We start from the raw sequence: 14,541 nt of genomic DNA, 5'->3' as shown, positions 1-14,541 counted from the left end.
TCGTCCTTGCAGGGAATCACCCCCAGAACGCAGGTTTCGCCCTATTGGTTTCTGTCGACAGATTGTGGCGGCAGCACTTCTAAAAAGGGCGCAAAAGCATGACAACGGTTTCATTTAAAGGTATTCGGGCGGATTATGATGATGGCGACGGTTCAGACGTCATCAGAACGATTGACGGCGCCCTCACGGTACCCTCCGCTTCCTCCACTTTCCGCTACCGGGTCGTGGGCGAAGACGACGGCATCGACATCGTCGAGATGGATGACGACGTCGTGCAGCCGATCCTCGACGACATCAACTTCGACAACTTGAGTAGCGAAATCCGGTCCGATGAAACCCTGATTACAGAGGTCAGCTGGAAAAGTGGTGGCTCCACGGTGATCTTGATCGTGTCGCTTGAAACCGGCGACTATACGGATACCGAGTTCTATATCGTGCTGGATGGCAAGCCGCTGCCAAGCATCAACTCGGCCGCAGACTGGGCAGCGGTGGAAGCGGACATCGAAGGTTTCTCGACGCCGACAGGTGCCTTTGCGCCCGGCGCCGACATCGCCTGGACGGACATTCCCGGCGCCACCACAACCGAGGAAGACGAATTCTACGGCACCCCCGGCCGCGACAATTACAAGGGCGGCGCCGGGGACGATTATTTTGTCAGCTCCGACGGGCGTGACACCTATGACGGCGGCGCAGGCGGCTATGACCAGGTGACCTTTGCGGGCGATCCGACCGGTGTCACCGCCAACCTGAAGACCGGCCGCGCCACAGATGGCTGGGGCAAGACCGACACGCTGAAAAGCATCGAGATGCTGCGCGGCTCGGCCCATGACGACAAGTTCATCGGCAACGGCAAGGCGAACTACTTCCGCGGGCTGGCAGGCGAGGACACGATCAACGGCGGCGGCGGCCGCGATCAGGTGCGTTACGACCGCGACGAACGCTATGGCGGCAATGACGGCGTGACCGTCAAGCTGAACAAGAGCTTTGCCATCGACGGTTTCGGCGACCGCGACACGCTCAAGAGCATCGAGGACGTGCGCGGCTCCGAGCTGCGCGACAATATCACCGGAAACGGTGGCCGCAACAAACTGGAAGGCGAAGGCGGCTATGACAAGCTGTTCGGCCTTGGCGGCAATGACACCCTCTTTGGCGGCCGCGGCCGCGACACGCTGGAAGGCGGCGGCGGCGATGACCGCCTGCTGGGCGAAGAGGATGCCGACCGTTTTGTCTTCAACGACGGTTTTGGCAATGACATCATTGCCGATTTCCAGACCAGCGGCCGCAAGGAGAAGATTGACCTGGACGGGGTCAGCACCATCCGGAGTTTCCGCGACCTGAAGAACAACCACCTGTCGGAGAACGGCGACGGCGACGTGGTGATCAGCGACAACCGCGGCAATAGCATCACCCTCGAAGATGTCTCGATCGCCGACCTGTCGGCCAACGATTTCATCTTCTGACCAGCTTCGGCGGCGCGCGGGCCATTTTGCGGCCCGCGCGCTGCCACAAGCCATCTGCGGGGCTTCAAACCGGTCCGCATCCGGTTTATGGACAGCAAAACCGCTGCCGCAAAGGATGCCCTGCCCATGATCCCCTCCTCCTATCCGTCGAAAGAAGAAATCGCCCGCCTGTCGGCCCGGATGCTGCTGGAAATCGGCGCGGTGAACTTCAACACGGATGAGCCCTACACGCTGGCCTCCGGCCTGCCCTCGCCCAGCTACATCGACTGCCGCAAGCTGATTTCCTTTCCGCGCATCCGCTCGACGCTGATGGACTTCATGACCGTCACCGTGATGCGCAACGCGGGCTTCGAGGCGTTCGACAACATCGCCGGCGGCGAGACCGCGGGCATTCCCTTTGCCGCGCTGGTGGCCGAGCGCATGGCGCTGCCGATGACCTATGTGCGCAAGAAGCCGAAGGGCTATGGCCGCAATGCCCGCATCGAGGGCGCGATGAGCGAAGGCGAGCGGGTGCTGCTGGTCGAGGATCTGACCACCGATGGCGGCTCCAAGCTGTCCTTTGTGGATGCGATCCGCGAGACCGGCGCCAGCTGCGGCCATACCGCGGTGATCTTCTATTACGACATCTTCCCCGAGACGACCAAGACGCTGGGCGACCACGGGGTGGAGCTGCACTACCTCTGCACCTGGTGGGATGTGCTGGCCGAAGCGCGGGCGCAGGGCGCTTTCAGCACCGAGACACTGGACGAGGTGGAGCGCTTCCTGAAGGATCCGCGCGCCTGGCAGGATGCGCATAAATCCGCCTGACGATACGTCAAGCTGACCGCGTTTCCCGGCTGGCGCTGTGGATAAGCCACGCGCCCCGAATCGCACTCCAGAGACAAGAACCACAAGATATGGGGGGCTTTCCTAAGCCCCCCGCATCCTTTAGCCTGTCTGAAACCGGACAGCAGCCGAATGGCCCCGAGCCATCCACAGACAGACGCCGGATATGCACAGGGTATCCACAGAGATTCCCAGATAGGAGAACGCCTCCGCGCGCCCTATAACGCAGGCCTAACGACGAGAGCAGTGATGAACGAGATTACCCCTTTCGACGGCGATATGCCCCCTCCGGCCCCGATGCCCGAGCCTGCACAGGCCGACAGCGCGATGCCGGACAACGAGCTGCCGCATTCGGTAGAGGCCGAGCAGCAGCTGCTGGGCGCGATCCTGACCAACAACGAGGTCTACGACAAGATCGCGCTGATCATCGATTCTTCGCATTTCTACGACCCGGTGCATGCCCGCATCTTCGAGGTGGCCGCGGCGCGGATTTCCAAGAATGCGCTGGCCTCGCCGGTAACCCTGAAAGCCTTCCTCGAAGACCATGAGGGTCTGAAGGAGCTGGGCGGCCCGGCCTACCTGGCCAAGCTGGCCGGTGCGTCGATCTCGGCCTTCGCGGTGCGCGACTATGCGCAGATGATCTACGACCTGGCGATCCGCCGGGAGCTGATCGCCCTGGGCCAGTCGATCGCCGACAAGGCGCGGCGCGTCGACGTCGCCTCGGAACCGCGGGAACAGATCGTCGAAGCGGAACAGCAGCTCTATCAGCTGGCGGAACAGGGCCAGACCGAGAGCGGTTTCAAATCCTTCCTCAAGGCGGTAACCGAGGCGGTCAACGTCACCAACGAGGCCTACCAGCGTGGCGGCGGCATGGCCGGGATCTCAACCGGGTTGACCGACCTGGACAAGCAGCTGGGCGGCCTGCACCCCTCGGACCTGCTGATCCTCGCCGGGCGCCCCTCGATGGGGAAAACCTCGCTTGCGACCAACATCGCCTTCAACGTCGCCAAGGCCTACAAGCGCGGCATCAAGCCCGACGGCACCGAAGGCGCCATCGACGGCGGCGTCGTGGGCTTCTTCAGCCTCGAGATGTCGGCCGAGCAGCTGGCGGGCCGGATCCTGGCGGAAGCCTCGGAAATCTCCTCGCACAAGATCCGTCAGGGTGACATGACCGAGGAGGAATTCCGCCGCTTCGTGCAGGCGGCGAAGGATCTGGAAAGCTGCCCGCTGTTCATCGACGACACTCCGGCGATCCCGATCTCGCAGCTGGCCGCCCGGGCGCGGCGCCTGAAGCGGACCCACGGGCTGGACCTCCTGGTGATCGACTACCTGCAGCTCTGCCGTGGCATGTCCGACAACCGCGTGAACGAGATCGCCGAGATTTCGATGGGCATGAAGGCGATCGCCAAGGAGCTGAACATCCCGGTGATCGCCCTGTCGCAGCTGTCGCGCCAGGTGGAAAACCGCGAGGACAAGCGTCCGCAGCTGTCGGACCTGCGCGAATCGGGCTCGATCGAGCAGGACGCCGACGTGGTGATGTTCGTGTTCCGGGAGGAATACTACAAGGAACGGGAAAAGCCCGGCGATCACGAGCTGGAGAAGATGGAAGAGTGGAAGCAGGCGATGGAACGGCTGCACGCCAAGGCCGAGGTCATCGTCGGCAAGCAGCGTCACGGTCCCATCGGCACGGTGGAGCTGTCCTTCGAGGCGCAGTTCACCCGCTTTGGCAACCTCGCCAAATCCTGGCAACAGGGGCCGGAGGACTATTGATCCGGCCTTGCTCCGGGCAGCGCGCGGCAGCTTAACTTGAAATCAAGCCGCGGCGTGCACACATAACAGGCGTGCGACGGCCTTGCAGGGCTTGCCGCACGCCTCACGGCCACCTATGCTGGAACGCAGACGCCAGACCGCCGGGCGACTGGCCAAAACCGGGCGACCGGCCGATACTAGGCGACCGGCCAAAATGGGAGATCACGCATGAAACTGGGACCAGATCCGATCATCGTATGACCGCTGCGGCAACCGCTGCCGCCGCGCCCCTGCGTCTGGCCGAACGACACCGGCCCCTTCTGTCTTTCTGCATTCTGTCTTCCCGTAAACTTCCCTGACGTTCCGGGATCTGTCCTGACGCTGACCGATTGTGGCGGCGTGCTGCGGCGTGCGACGCCGCGCGTCCGACGTCAGCTGCCCGTGGGTCGGCTCCGGTGTGGCGCCTTGTAGCGGGTCAGGTTCAGGCGGGGAAATGTCCGCCGGAAGGCCGCCATCAGCGCCTTGCCGCTGGTTTCGGCATCCGCACTGGTGGTGCGCAGCAGATCCACCGCCCGCACCCGCCCGGCCAGCGACAGGGTCTTGTAGCTGTCGTAGTTCAGCCCCTCCACCTGCACCCGGATCTTCTCCAGCAGGCCGTAGTAGTCGATCACCTGGTGCAGCAGGTGGCCGGGAATGAAATGCAGGCTGGCAATATGCTGCCGGTAGATCTCCGTGTGGCGCGCATCCGTCACATGCGGCACCAGGTCGGGATTTGCCCCCAGCGCCGCTTGCAAGACCTCGCGACTGGGCGAGGAGCGGCGGAAGGTCTCCATGTCGCGGGTGTTGAAGTCGATCTCGGCAAACAGCGCCCGGATCAGCCGCCGCCGCGCAACGCTTTCGACATAGGCGCGGCGCAGGAACCAGCCCAGCAGGCCCGCCGCCAGCGAAAAGGGCAGCACTTGCAGGCGGATGCTGCCGAACAATTCTGCGATCCACCCCATCTCTGCCCTGCCCTCCCTGGTTGTTGCTGCCAACCTGCGAAGCCCGCGGCAGATTCACAACCGTTTTCTTGCCCATGCGCGGGGGCCATGGGCTTTCCCCCTTGACCTGCGCCACACCCGTGTCAAGAACACCGCATGAGCACGGGAAAACTGACAATCAACCTGGATGCGCTGGTCACCAACTGGCGGAATCTGGATGCGCTGACCGGCTGCGAGACCGCAGCCGTGGTCAAGGCGAACGGGTATGGCCTGGATGCAGGTCGCGTAGGCACCGCACTGGCCAAGGCGGGCGCGCGCAACTTCTTTGTGGCGGTGGCCGAGGAAGGTGGCGCGCTGCGCCGCGCCTTGGGTCCGGGACCGGGCATCTCGGTATTTTCCGGCCATATGGAGGGCGACGCCAAGCTGTTGAAGGACTTCCAGCTGACGCCGATGCTGAACTCGCTGGACCAGATGCTGCGCCACTTCGAGACCCTGCCCGGCCATCCGTTCGGCGTGCAGCTCGATACCGGCATGAACCGGCTGGGCATGGAGCCCGGCGAATGGGCCGCGGTTGCGGAAATTGCGCTCGGCCAGAACCCGGTGCTGCTGATGTCGCACCTGGCCTGCGCGGATGAGCCGTCGCACCCGATGAATGCGCATCAGCTGAAGACCTTCCGCGAGATGACCGACGGGCTGGACCTGCCGCGCTCGCTGGCGGCCACCGGCGGCATGCTGCTGGGGCCGGATTACCATTTCGACCTCTGCCGCCCCGGTGTCGGCCTGTACGGCGGCCTGCCGTTCAAGGATGCCTTGCCGGTGGTCCAGCTGGAGCTGCCGGTGATCCAGCTGCGCGACCTGGAGGTCGGCGAGACCGCAGGCTATGGCAACACCTGGACCGCCAAGCGTCCCAGCCGCATCGCCACCGTGGCGGCCGGCTATGCCGATGGCCTGCACCGGGCGATGGGCAATGGCGGCATTCACCTCTACGCCGGTGAGACCCCCTGCCCCGTGGTCGGGCGCATCTCGATGGACCTGATCACCGTGGATGTCACCGATCTGCCCGAGGTGCCGGAGATGCTGGCGATTCTGAACGAACAGCAGACCGTCGACACGCTGGCCGATGCCGCGGGCACCATCGGCTACGAGATCCTCACCGCAACCGGTCACCGGCACGCACGGACCTACCAGGGATGACACCGATCGCACTTCTGGCCCGGCTGGGGCGCACGGCGCTGTCTGCGCTGGCGGCGGTGGGACGGGCAGCGCTGTTTGCGCTCTCGGCCTTCAGCCACATGCTGCGGCCGCCCTTCTACCCGCGCGAGCTGTTCCAGGCGCTGCTCAACATCGGCTGGCTGTCGCTGCCGGTGGTGGGGCTGACCGCGATCTTCACCGGCGGTGCGCTGGCCTTGCAGATCTACGCGGGCGGTGCGCGCTTCAACGCCGAGGCCGTGGTGCCGCAGATTGTCGCCATCGGCATGGTGCGCGAGCTGGGCCCGGTGCTGGTCGGCCTGATGATCGCGGCGCGCGTCACCTCGTCGATCGCCGCCGAGATCGCCACCATGAAGGTGACCGAGCAGATCGACGCGCTTGTCACGCTGTCCACCCATCCGATGAAATACCTGGTGGCACCGCGGGTGCTGGCAGCGCTGGTCACCGTGCCGGTGCTGGTCGCGGTCGGTGACATCATCGGCATCCTTGGCGGCTACACCGTGGCGACCCAGAACCTCGGCTTCAACCCGGCGGCCTATCTCAAGAACACCGTCGACTTCCTCGAGGCGCACGACATCCTGTCCTCGCTGACCAAGGGTGCCGTGTTCGGCACCATCGCGGCGCTGATGGGCTGCTACTACGGCATGACCTCGGGCCGCGGCGCGCAGGGCGTGGGCCGCGCCACCAAGGGCTCGGTCGAGGCGGCCGCGGTGCTGATCCTGGCCGCCAACTTTGTCCTGACGGGGGTGTTCTTCTCGCTATGATCCGCATGGAAAACGTCCACAAGTCCTTTGGCGACAATGCCGTGCTGAAGGGGCTGACCCTGGAAATTCCCAAGGGCACGTCCATGGTCATCATCGGCGGCTCCGGCACCGGCAAATCGGTGGCGCTGAAAAGCGTGCTGGGGCTGATCCAGCCCGACAGCGGCCAGATCTACGTCGACGGGAAACCGGCTGGCGTGGGCGACCGCGACGCGTTTCTGGCGCGTTTCGGCATGCTGTTCCAGGGCGCGGCGCTGTTCGACAGCCTGCCGGTGTGGCAGAACGTCGCCTTTCGCCTGCTGCGCGGTCGGCTGAAACGCCCGGCCGAGGAGGCCCGCGAGATCGCCATCGAGAAACTGCGCCGGGTCGGCCTGCGCGCGGCGGTGGCGGATCTGTTTCCCTCCGAGCTGTCGGGCGGTATGCAGAAACGCGTCGGCCTCGCCCGCGCCATTGCCGCCGAGCCGGAGATCATCTTTTTCGACGAGCCGACCACCGGTCTCGACCCGATCATGTCCGGCGTCATCAACGACCTGATCCGCGAGATCGTGGTGGAGATGGGCGCGACCGCGATGACCATCACCCACGACATGTCCTCGGTCCGCGCCATCGCCGACAACGTGGCAATGCTGCACGACGGCGTGATCCAGTGGACCGGCCCGGTGAGCGAAATGGACCAGTCCGGCGATCCCTATATGGAGCAGTTCATCCACGGCCGCGCCGAGGGGCCGATTGAGGCGGTAAGGTAGACATGCAAATAGTTCCCAGCATCGTTGGCGTCATTGTTCTGATATTCACAGTCGGCGCGTGGATGGAGGTCGCAAAAGGCCCAAGTCTCAATGCGCCTCAACTGCGTCGAAAGTTCCTCAGGAAAGCTATTCCACGGCTCATGGGGGCGATGTTCGCGGTACTTCTGCTATTCCAGCTCTGCTCTTTGGCAGCGCGTGTTCTGCTTCCGCAAACGGCGTGGGCTGGTTACGCGGCTGTCGTTTTCTGGGCGTCACTTTCTTGCATTGGACTGTGGTATGTGCGGCGTAACCTCTCGCGTTTGAGAAGCGAGCTGCGCTAGGTTGTTGCTCCGCCTCCTCACCCTGTCGCTGCTGGTCCTTTATCCGGTGGCGTGGTTTGCGCCCCTGATGCGGGCGGGCTTGCTGCCGCTGTTTGGCCTGTCCGAAATCTCGGTGCTGACCGGGCTGCAATCGCTGTGGGCCAGCGATGCGGCGCTTGCGCTGGTGGTCACCTTCTTCGCGATCTTTGCGCCCTACCTCAAGACCATCGGGCTGGCGCTGGTGCAATGGGACCTGCTCGACGCCAAGGTGCAGCCGGTGCTGCATGTGCTGGGCAAGCTGGCGATGGCCGACGTCTTTCTGATCGCGCTTTACATCACCCTGGCCAAGGGCATCGGGCTGGGCACGATCGAGACCGCCTGGGGTCTCTACCTGTTCACCGCCTGCATCCTGACCTCGCTGGGGCTGGGCATGCTGACCGAACGCGGGCTGCGCCAAAACGCTTAAGCCCTTGATCCCGGGGCAAACCGCTCCAGTTGAATGCAGAGAACTGTTCGGGATCGAGTCCCCGGAACCGGAATTTCCTGCGGCAATCAGGTCTCCCCCGCCTGGCAGGACCGGGTCCGCGGATGTTGTCGGAGGGGGGCCTATGGCCGGGTATAAGACATTCCTTTTCACCGCGCAGGCCGCGATGATGCGGCTGTGCTTCTGTGCAATCTGCCTTGTCGCGCTGGCGGCGCTGGTCGCGACCGCCCTGTCAGCCCTTGGCGTCTGGCCGTGGCTCAACCTGCAGGCGGGCTTTGGCGCAGAGCCCCATCCACAGGCGGGAATGGCGGCGCAGATCGGCCTGACGCTGCTGGCGGTGATGCTGGTGTTCTTCCTGCCCGCCAACGGCCGCATGCTGGCGCTGGAGAATTCGCACCGGCGGTTTTCGCTGAACATGGAAGATGTGCTGCACGCCTATCAGCTGGCCCATGCCGGGGACCGCGCCGGGGTGTTCACGCTGGCGTCCGAATTCGACGCGGTGAAGGAGCGGCTGGCCTTCCTGCGCGACCACCCCGATCTTGCCGGGCTGGAGCCGGATGTGCTGGAGGTCGCGGCGCAGATGAGCCAGGTCAGCCGCGAGCTGGCGGAGACCTATTCGGATGACAAGGTGGCGCGCGCCCGCGCCTTCCTCACCCAGCGCCAGCAGGAGCTGGACACCTTCAAGACGCGGCTGGAGGATGCGCAGATCATCATGCAGGAGCTGCGCCAGTGGAGCCGCGACGTGGAGATCGAGGAAAGCATTGCCAAATCGCACCTCGGGCGACTGCGCGGCGAGCTGTTCGAGCTGTTGCCGGAACTGTCGGCACAGCTGCAGACCCCGCCGGACGGATCCGACCCGGAAACCGGCAGCGTGGTGCCGATCCAGCCGCCCCGCAGCGGCGGCTGAGGCGCATCCGCGCAGCAGTTCCGCGCGTCGGCCGACGCCGCGCATCGACGGCACGCATGTGGACACTTGAACAAAACAGAAACATCTGCCAGTGATCCCACATGGCAAAAACATCTTTCTCCTGCTCCGCCTGCGGAGCCAGCTTATCGAAATGGTCGGGCCGCTGCGAGGGCTGCGGCGAATGGAACACCATCAGCGAGGACAAGGGCCTGTCGTCCGGCCCCTCGAAGAAGTCGCTGGGCATCAAGCGCGGGCGCACAATCGAGCTGACGGACCTGTCGACCCGCGAAACCCCACCACCGCGCAGCCTGTGCGGCGTGGGCGAGCTGGACCGGGTGCTGGGCGGCGGCCTGGTTGCGGCCTCGGCGATCCTGGTCGGCGGTGATCCGGGCATCGGCAAATCCACGCTGCTGTTGCAGGCGGCGGCGCGCTTTGCCCAGAACGGGGTGAAGACCGTCTATGTCAGCGGCGAGGAGGCCTCGGCCCAGGTGCGGATGCGCGCGCAGCGGCTGGGGCTGGCGGATGCCCCCGTGCAGCTGGCCGCCGAGACCAACCTGCGCGACATCCTGACCACGCTGGAGGCGGAGAAGCCGCAGCTGGCCATTATCGACTCGATCCAGACCATGTGGGCCGATCACGTGGACAGCGCCCCCGGCTCTGTCAGCCAAGTGCGCGCGGCCGCGCATGAGCTGACAACCTTTGCCAAGCGCCACGGCATTTCCATCATCATGGTCGGCCATGTCACCAAGGAGGGCCAGATCGCTGGCCCGCGCGTGGTGGAGCATATGGTCGACACCGTGCTCTACTTCGAGGGTGAGCGCGGCCACCAGTTCCGCATCCTGCGCGCCGTCAAGAACCGCTTCGGCCCGGCGGATGAAATCGGGGTGTTCGAGATGACCGGCGGCGGGCTGTCGGAGGTGGTGAACCCCTCGGCGCTGTTCCTGTCGGAGCGCGGCGAACCGTCGCCCGGCTCGGTGGTGTTTGCGGGCATCGAGGGCACGCGGCCGGTGCTGGTCGAGATGCAGGCGCTGATCGCGCCCTCGCCGCATTCACAACCCCGCCGCGCGGTGGTGGGCTGGGATTCGTCGCGGCTGGCGATGATCCTTGCGGTGCTGGAGGCACGCTGCGGCATTCCCTTTGCCGGGTTGGATGTCTATCTGAACGTCGCCGGCGGCATGAAGATTTCCGAGCCTGCCGCCGACCTCGCCGTGGCGGCGGCGCTGCTGAGCGCCCGCGAGGACGTGGCGCTGCCCGCCGATACCGCGGTTTTTGGTGAAATTTCGCTGTCCGGCGCCCTGCGCCCGGCGCCGCAGACCGAAAACCGGTTGAAAGAGGCGCAAAAACTTGGTTTCACGGCGGCGATAGCCCCCAGCGGCGGCAAATCCATTGCGGTGACCGGCCTGAATCTGCGCCATACCACCGATCTTGCGGGATTTGTTGGCGAATTCTTCGGGGCCGGCTAAAGTCGCAAAAAATTTGATATCGCAGGCAAACGGGCGAGGGACATGGAAGGTTTCACAATCATCGACGGGGTCGTGGCCCTTGTCATCGTCGTATCGGCATTGCTGGCCTATTCGCGCGGCTTCGTACGCGAGGCCATGGCCATCGCCGGCTGGGTTGCCGCCGGTGTGCTGGCGTTCATCTTTGCGCCGCAGGTCGAGCCGCTGATGGCCGAGATCCCGGTGGTGGGCGAGTTCATCGCCGACAGCTGCGAGATCTCGATCATTGCTGCCTTCGCCGCGGTGTTTGCACTGGCGCTGATCGTGGTCTCGTTCTTCACACCGCTGTTTTCGACGCTGGTGCAGCGGTCTGCCCTGGGTGGGCTGGACCAGGGCGCGGGCTTCTTCTTTGGCGTGCTGCGCGGCATTCTTTTGGTGGCGATCGCGTTCTTCGTCTACAACGTGGTGATGACCGGCCAGAATTTCACGATCGTTGACGAGAGCCGCTCGGCACGGGTGTTCGAGCGACTGATCGGCAAAATCGAAGAGCGCAACCCCGAGCAGGCCCTGGGCTGGATCGAAAGCCAATACGTGGCGCTGACCAGCGCCTGCGACCAGTAAACCAACACAGCAGCAGCCTGGCTGTGACACGGCGGGTGCCCATGGGGCGCCCGCCTTTTTTTTGTCGCGGCAAAGCACTCACACAGTTATCCACAGCCAAAACAAGCACTTCCTTAACCGCTTGCCGCAACGTTAACCTTTTGTTAACCACAGGGAATCGTGATTCTGCCTGCGCCGGGAGACGGCGCGCAATCTCCCCTGTCGCGGGAAAAATCCTCAGCCTGCGGGGGGGAAAGGTTAACATCCGCTGCGGAATCGGCGTTTTTTCCACCGGAATCCCGGCGCGTCCCGGAAGGGGCCGCACAGCTGCCCCAATTTGGTCCCAATTCGGGGGCGATATGGCTTCAACGGCAGGACGCCGGGTCAAGACGCTTCAGAAGGGACGAAACAATGCAGCTGGATCACGTTACAAGCTTTGCTGACTTTCAGCCGGTTGACGCACTGCTGCTGACCAATCCGCTGCCGCAAACCGCTGCCCCGGCTGCCAAGCGCGCCCGTCCGCGCAGCGGCGGCTTCCTCCCCGATACGCTGGTCGAGACCGAAGAAGGCTTCAAGCAGGCCCGCGACATCAAGCCCGGCGACAAGGTGTTTACCTTTGATGGCGGCGCGCAGGAAGTCAAAGCGGTGAAACACGCGGTGCCGCGCCTGACCACCTGCATGCATGTTCCGGCCGGCGCCCTGGGCAACGACACCGACCTGATGCTGCCTTCGGACCAGAAGGTGGTTCTGGAGATGGACACCGCCGAGCGCCTGTTCGGCCTGCCCGTCGTGGTGACCAAGCTGATCGCCCTGGCCGGTTACAAGGGCATCACCCCGGCCGCGCCGGAACGCCTCGGCCGCATTCATTTCGAATTCGAAGAAGAAGAACTGGTCTGGGCCGAATGCGGCATGCTGCTGCCGGCCGGGGACGTCGCCGAGGACAGCGCCTTTCACCAGCTGTCGCTGAGCGAAACCCGCCAGGTTCTGGCCAGCGACGAAGGCCGCGCCCTGGCCGAAACCGGCATGGGCGAGGTCGATGCCCGCCTGCCTGGCCCGATGAACAACTTGCTGGACAACCTTCTGGATCGCATCCTGGCGGCCTGATTTCGCGCGGCGCTCACCCCACCCCCACCACCCAGCCGCGCCAAGATGATGGTTTGTCCCTGCCTCTGGCCCGCAGTTCGCTGCGGGCCTTTTTTTTCGACCGCCGTCAGGCTGTCCGCTTCTGCCGCGCCCAGACGCCGCAGCGCAGAAGGGATGTGTGATCCTTTGATGACAGCGCCCTGGAAAGGCACTATGTGAGGGCCGGAACAGGAAACGGATTCGGAGCCTCAGCCCTTGCCGCTGCTGCACGCCTGCCTAAGTGATGATGAGCCGACGCGCCACGCGCGCGCAGCCATGGACGCAGCCGGCCATCGGGGCCAGGCCCGTACAGCAGCCGGCGACCGCTTGACACCCCTGCCCTGGGCTGTGTCACACAGGTGCCCAAGCCGCTTCCAGCAGCAGTCGAACAGCAGAGCCTAAGTGGGATTGGAGCCAGCCAATGTGCGGGATTTTGGGGATCGCAAGCCGGGATACGGATGTCTTTGCGGAGATACATGACGGGCTCCTGATGCTTCAGCACCGCGGCCAGGACGCGGCCGGCATCGTCACCTACACCGGCGAGTTCTTCCGCGAGCGCAAGGCAAACGGTCTCGTCAAGGATGTCTTCGGTCCGCAGGATGCCGAGACCCTGACCGGACGGGTCGGCATGGGCCACGTGCGCTATCCCACCGCGGGCTCGCTGAGCGCGGCCGAAGCCCAGCCCTTCTTCGTCAACGCGCCCTATGGCATCTATCTGGTTCACAACGGAAATATCACCAACACCGCAGAGCAGCGCGAGAAGGTGACCGGCAAGTACAGCCGCCATCTGCGCACCACCTCGGACTCGGAAATCCTGCTGAACGTGCTGGCCGACAAGGTCGCGGACGCGATCAAGGTCAACGGCAACGCGGATCCGATCCGCAACATCTTTGCCGGCGTCAAGATGACCATGGAACGGGTGCAGGGCGCCTATTCGGTTCTGTGCATGATTGCCGGCGTCGGCATGCTGGCCTTCCGCGACCCGCACGGCATCCGGCCGCTGTCGCTGGGCAAGCGCCCCGCGCAGGGCGAAGGGGATGACTACTGCGTGGCATCCGAGGACGTGGCCTTTGGCATCAACGGCTTTGAGAAGGTCCGCGATGTGAAACCGGGCGAAGCGATCCTGATCGACCTGGACGGCAAGATGCACACCTTCCAGGCGGTCGAGGGCAAGCTCACCCCCTGTATCTTCGAATACGTGTACCTGGCGCGCCCTGATTCGATGCTGGACGGGGTTTCGGTCTACAAGACCCAGCTGCGCATGGGTCAGGCGCTGGCCAAGCAGATCCAGGAGTCGGGCCTGGAAATCGACAGCATCATCCCGGTGCCTGATTCGGCGCGCCCCGTGGCGCTGGAAGTGGCCAACGCGACCGGCATCCGCTACCGCGAGGGGCTGGTGAAGAACCGCTATGTCGGCCGCACCTTCATCATGCCCGGCCAGGCCGAGCGGCAGAAATCGGTCCGGCGCAAGCTCAACGCGATTCCGCTGGAGTTCAAGGACCTGAACGTGCTGCTGATCGACGATTCGATCGTGCGCGGCAACACCATCAAGAAGATCGTGCAGATGTGCCGCGAGGCAGGCGCCAAGAAGGTCTACATCGCCTCCGCCTCGCCGCCGGTGAAATACCCGAACGTCTATGGCATCGACATGCCCACCAAGCATGAGCTGATTGCAAATGGCCTGTCCATCGAAGAAATCCGCGACGAACTGGGCGCCGACGGGCTGTTCTACCAGAAGCTCGAAGACCTGATCTGGGCGGCGCAGGAAGGCAACCCGGACATCCAGGGCTTTGACTGTTCCTGCTTTGACGGCAACTACGTCACCGGTGTGACCGAAGACTACCTGGCGGCGCTGGAAGGCAGCAGCCGCGTCAGCGCCAAGATCAAGGACATGCCGGTGCCCGGCGCCTCGTGGAACGCATCCAAGCTGGCGCAGGGCTGACGCTCGCCCATGGCTGAC

The 14,541-nt window shown here is 64.5% G+C and carries 13 protein-coding genes; 12 read left to right on the top strand and 1 reads right to left on the bottom strand.

Going from position 1 to position 14,541, the window contains the following annotated elements:
* Positions 1-98: 98 nt before the first annotated feature.
* From ACZ52D_RS13405 to ACZ52D_RS13395, 3 genes are all read left to right on the top strand, one after another.
* Positions 99-1,460 (top strand): calcium-binding protein, encoded by a 1,362-nt coding sequence (locus tag ACZ52D_RS13405; protein ID WP_464441617.1) that lies wholly within the window; start codon positions 99-101, stop codon positions 1,458-1,460.
* A 126-nt stretch (positions 1,461-1,586) separates the two neighbouring features.
* Positions 1,587-2,267: an orotate phosphoribosyltransferase gene (locus ACZ52D_RS13400; protein ID WP_222453537.1), complete on the top strand. Its 681-nt coding sequence runs from the start codon at positions 1,587-1,589 to the stop codon at positions 2,265-2,267.
* 267 nt (positions 2,268-2,534) lie between these two features.
* Positions 2,535-4,055 (top strand): replicative DNA helicase, encoded by a 1,521-nt coding sequence (locus ACZ52D_RS13395; protein ID WP_222453538.1) that lies wholly within the window; start codon positions 2,535-2,537, stop codon positions 4,053-4,055.
* Positions 4,056-4,465: 410 nt separating this feature from the next.
* On the opposite strand, the gene ACZ52D_RS13390 is transcribed toward ACZ52D_RS13395, so the two are convergent.
* Positions 4,466-5,035 (bottom strand): hypothetical protein, encoded by a 570-nt coding sequence (locus ACZ52D_RS13390; protein WP_464441616.1) that lies wholly within the window; start codon positions 5,033-5,035, stop codon positions 4,466-4,468.
* A 135-nt stretch (positions 5,036-5,170) separates the two neighbouring features.
* Here ACZ52D_RS13390 and alr point away from each other — a divergent pair, with 135 nt between their 5' ends.
* The 9 genes from alr (at position 5,171) to purF (ending at position 14,523) form a co-directional block, all read left to right on the top strand.
* The gene (gene alr, locus ACZ52D_RS13385) at positions 5,171-6,208 is read left to right on the top strand and encodes an alanine racemase (RefSeq protein ID WP_222453540.1); all 1,038 of its coding nucleotides are present in this window, start codon (positions 5,171-5,173) and stop codon (positions 6,206-6,208) included.
* Positions 6,205-6,987 carry an MlaE family ABC transporter permease gene (locus ACZ52D_RS13380; RefSeq protein WP_222453541.1) on the top strand — a complete coding sequence of 261 codons (783 nt, stop codon included), beginning with the start codon at positions 6,205-6,207 and terminating at the stop codon, positions 6,985-6,987. The genes alr and ACZ52D_RS13380 overlap by 4 nt, the downstream gene beginning before the upstream one ends.
* Positions 6,984-7,730 (top strand): ABC transporter ATP-binding protein, encoded by a 747-nt coding sequence (locus ACZ52D_RS13375; protein ID WP_464441615.1) that lies wholly within the window; start codon positions 6,984-6,986, stop codon positions 7,728-7,730. Before ACZ52D_RS13380 ends, ACZ52D_RS13375 begins: the two co-directional genes overlap by 4 nt.
* Positions 7,731-8,051: 321 nt before the next feature.
* Positions 8,052-8,495 carry a paraquat-inducible protein A gene (locus ACZ52D_RS13370; RefSeq protein WP_464441614.1) on the top strand — a complete coding sequence of 148 codons (444 nt, stop codon included), beginning with the start codon at positions 8,052-8,054 and terminating at the stop codon, positions 8,493-8,495.
* A 142-nt stretch (positions 8,496-8,637) separates the two neighbouring features.
* Positions 8,638-9,420, top strand: coding sequence for a DNA repair protein (locus ACZ52D_RS13365; RefSeq protein ID WP_464441613.1), 783 nt, complete (start codon positions 8,638-8,640; stop codon positions 9,418-9,420).
* A gap of 101 nt (positions 9,421-9,521) precedes the next feature.
* Positions 9,522-10,883 carry a DNA repair protein RadA gene (radA, locus tag ACZ52D_RS13360; protein WP_464441612.1) on the top strand — a complete coding sequence of 454 codons (1,362 nt, stop codon included), beginning with the start codon at positions 9,522-9,524 and terminating at the stop codon, positions 10,881-10,883.
* Between the two features lie 42 nt (positions 10,884-10,925).
* Positions 10,926-11,480: a CvpA family protein gene (locus ACZ52D_RS13355; RefSeq protein WP_222453546.1), complete on the top strand. Its 555-nt coding sequence runs from the start codon at positions 10,926-10,928 to the stop codon at positions 11,478-11,480.
* A gap of 390 nt (positions 11,481-11,870) precedes the next feature.
* On the top strand, positions 11,871-12,563 hold the full coding sequence (locus ACZ52D_RS13350) for a Hint domain-containing protein (protein ID WP_222453547.1): 693 nt from the start codon (positions 11,871-11,873) through the stop codon (positions 12,561-12,563).
* 439 nt (positions 12,564-13,002) lie between these two features.
* Positions 13,003-14,523: an amidophosphoribosyltransferase gene (gene purF, locus ACZ52D_RS13345; protein WP_222453548.1), complete on the top strand. Its 1,521-nt coding sequence runs from the start codon at positions 13,003-13,005 to the stop codon at positions 14,521-14,523.
* The last annotated feature ends 18 nt before the right edge of the window (positions 14,524-14,541 follow it).

This window comes from Leisingera sp. S2M4, assembly GCF_055398055.1.
The sequence above is the reverse complement of the archived record's forward strand: the minus strand, read 5'-3'. Positions and strand labels throughout refer to the sequence as shown.

What these genes read in the sequence shown, in the direction of transcription:
- ACZ52D_RS13350 (WP_222453547.1), top strand. Translation starts at nt 11,871, where the DNA reads ATGCAGCTGGATCACGTTACAAGCTTTGCTGACTTTCAGCCGGTTGAC.
- ACZ52D_RS13380 (WP_222453541.1), top strand. Translation starts at nt 6,205, where the DNA reads ATGACACCGATCGCACTTCTGGCCCGGCTGGGGCGCACGGCGCTGTCT.
- alr (WP_222453540.1), top strand. Translation starts at nt 5,171, where the DNA reads ATGAGCACGGGAAAACTGACAATCAACCTGGATGCGCTGGTCACCAAC.
- ACZ52D_RS13375 (WP_464441615.1), top strand. Translation starts at nt 6,984, where the DNA reads ATGATCCGCATGGAAAACGTCCACAAGTCCTTTGGCGACAATGCCGTG.
- ACZ52D_RS13365 (WP_464441613.1), top strand. Translation starts at nt 8,638, where the DNA reads ATGGCCGGGTATAAGACATTCCTTTTCACCGCGCAGGCCGCGATGATG.
- ACZ52D_RS13400 (WP_222453537.1), top strand. Translation starts at nt 1,587, where the DNA reads ATGATCCCCTCCTCCTATCCGTCGAAAGAAGAAATCGCCCGCCTGTCG.
- ACZ52D_RS13390 (WP_464441616.1), bottom strand. Translation starts at nt 5,035, where the DNA reads ATGGGGTGGATCGCAGAATTGTTCGGCAGCATCCGCCTGCAAGTGCTG.
- ACZ52D_RS13405 (WP_464441617.1), top strand. Translation starts at nt 99, where the DNA reads ATGACAACGGTTTCATTTAAAGGTATTCGGGCGGATTATGATGATGGC.
- purF (WP_222453548.1), top strand. Translation starts at nt 13,003, where the DNA reads ATGTGCGGGATTTTGGGGATCGCAAGCCGGGATACGGATGTCTTTGCG.
- ACZ52D_RS13355 (WP_222453546.1), top strand. Translation starts at nt 10,926, where the DNA reads ATGGAAGGTTTCACAATCATCGACGGGGTCGTGGCCCTTGTCATCGTC.
- ACZ52D_RS13395 (WP_222453538.1), top strand. Translation starts at nt 2,535, where the DNA reads ATGAACGAGATTACCCCTTTCGACGGCGATATGCCCCCTCCGGCCCCG.
- radA (WP_464441612.1), top strand. Translation starts at nt 9,522, where the DNA reads ATGGCAAAAACATCTTTCTCCTGCTCCGCCTGCGGAGCCAGCTTATCG.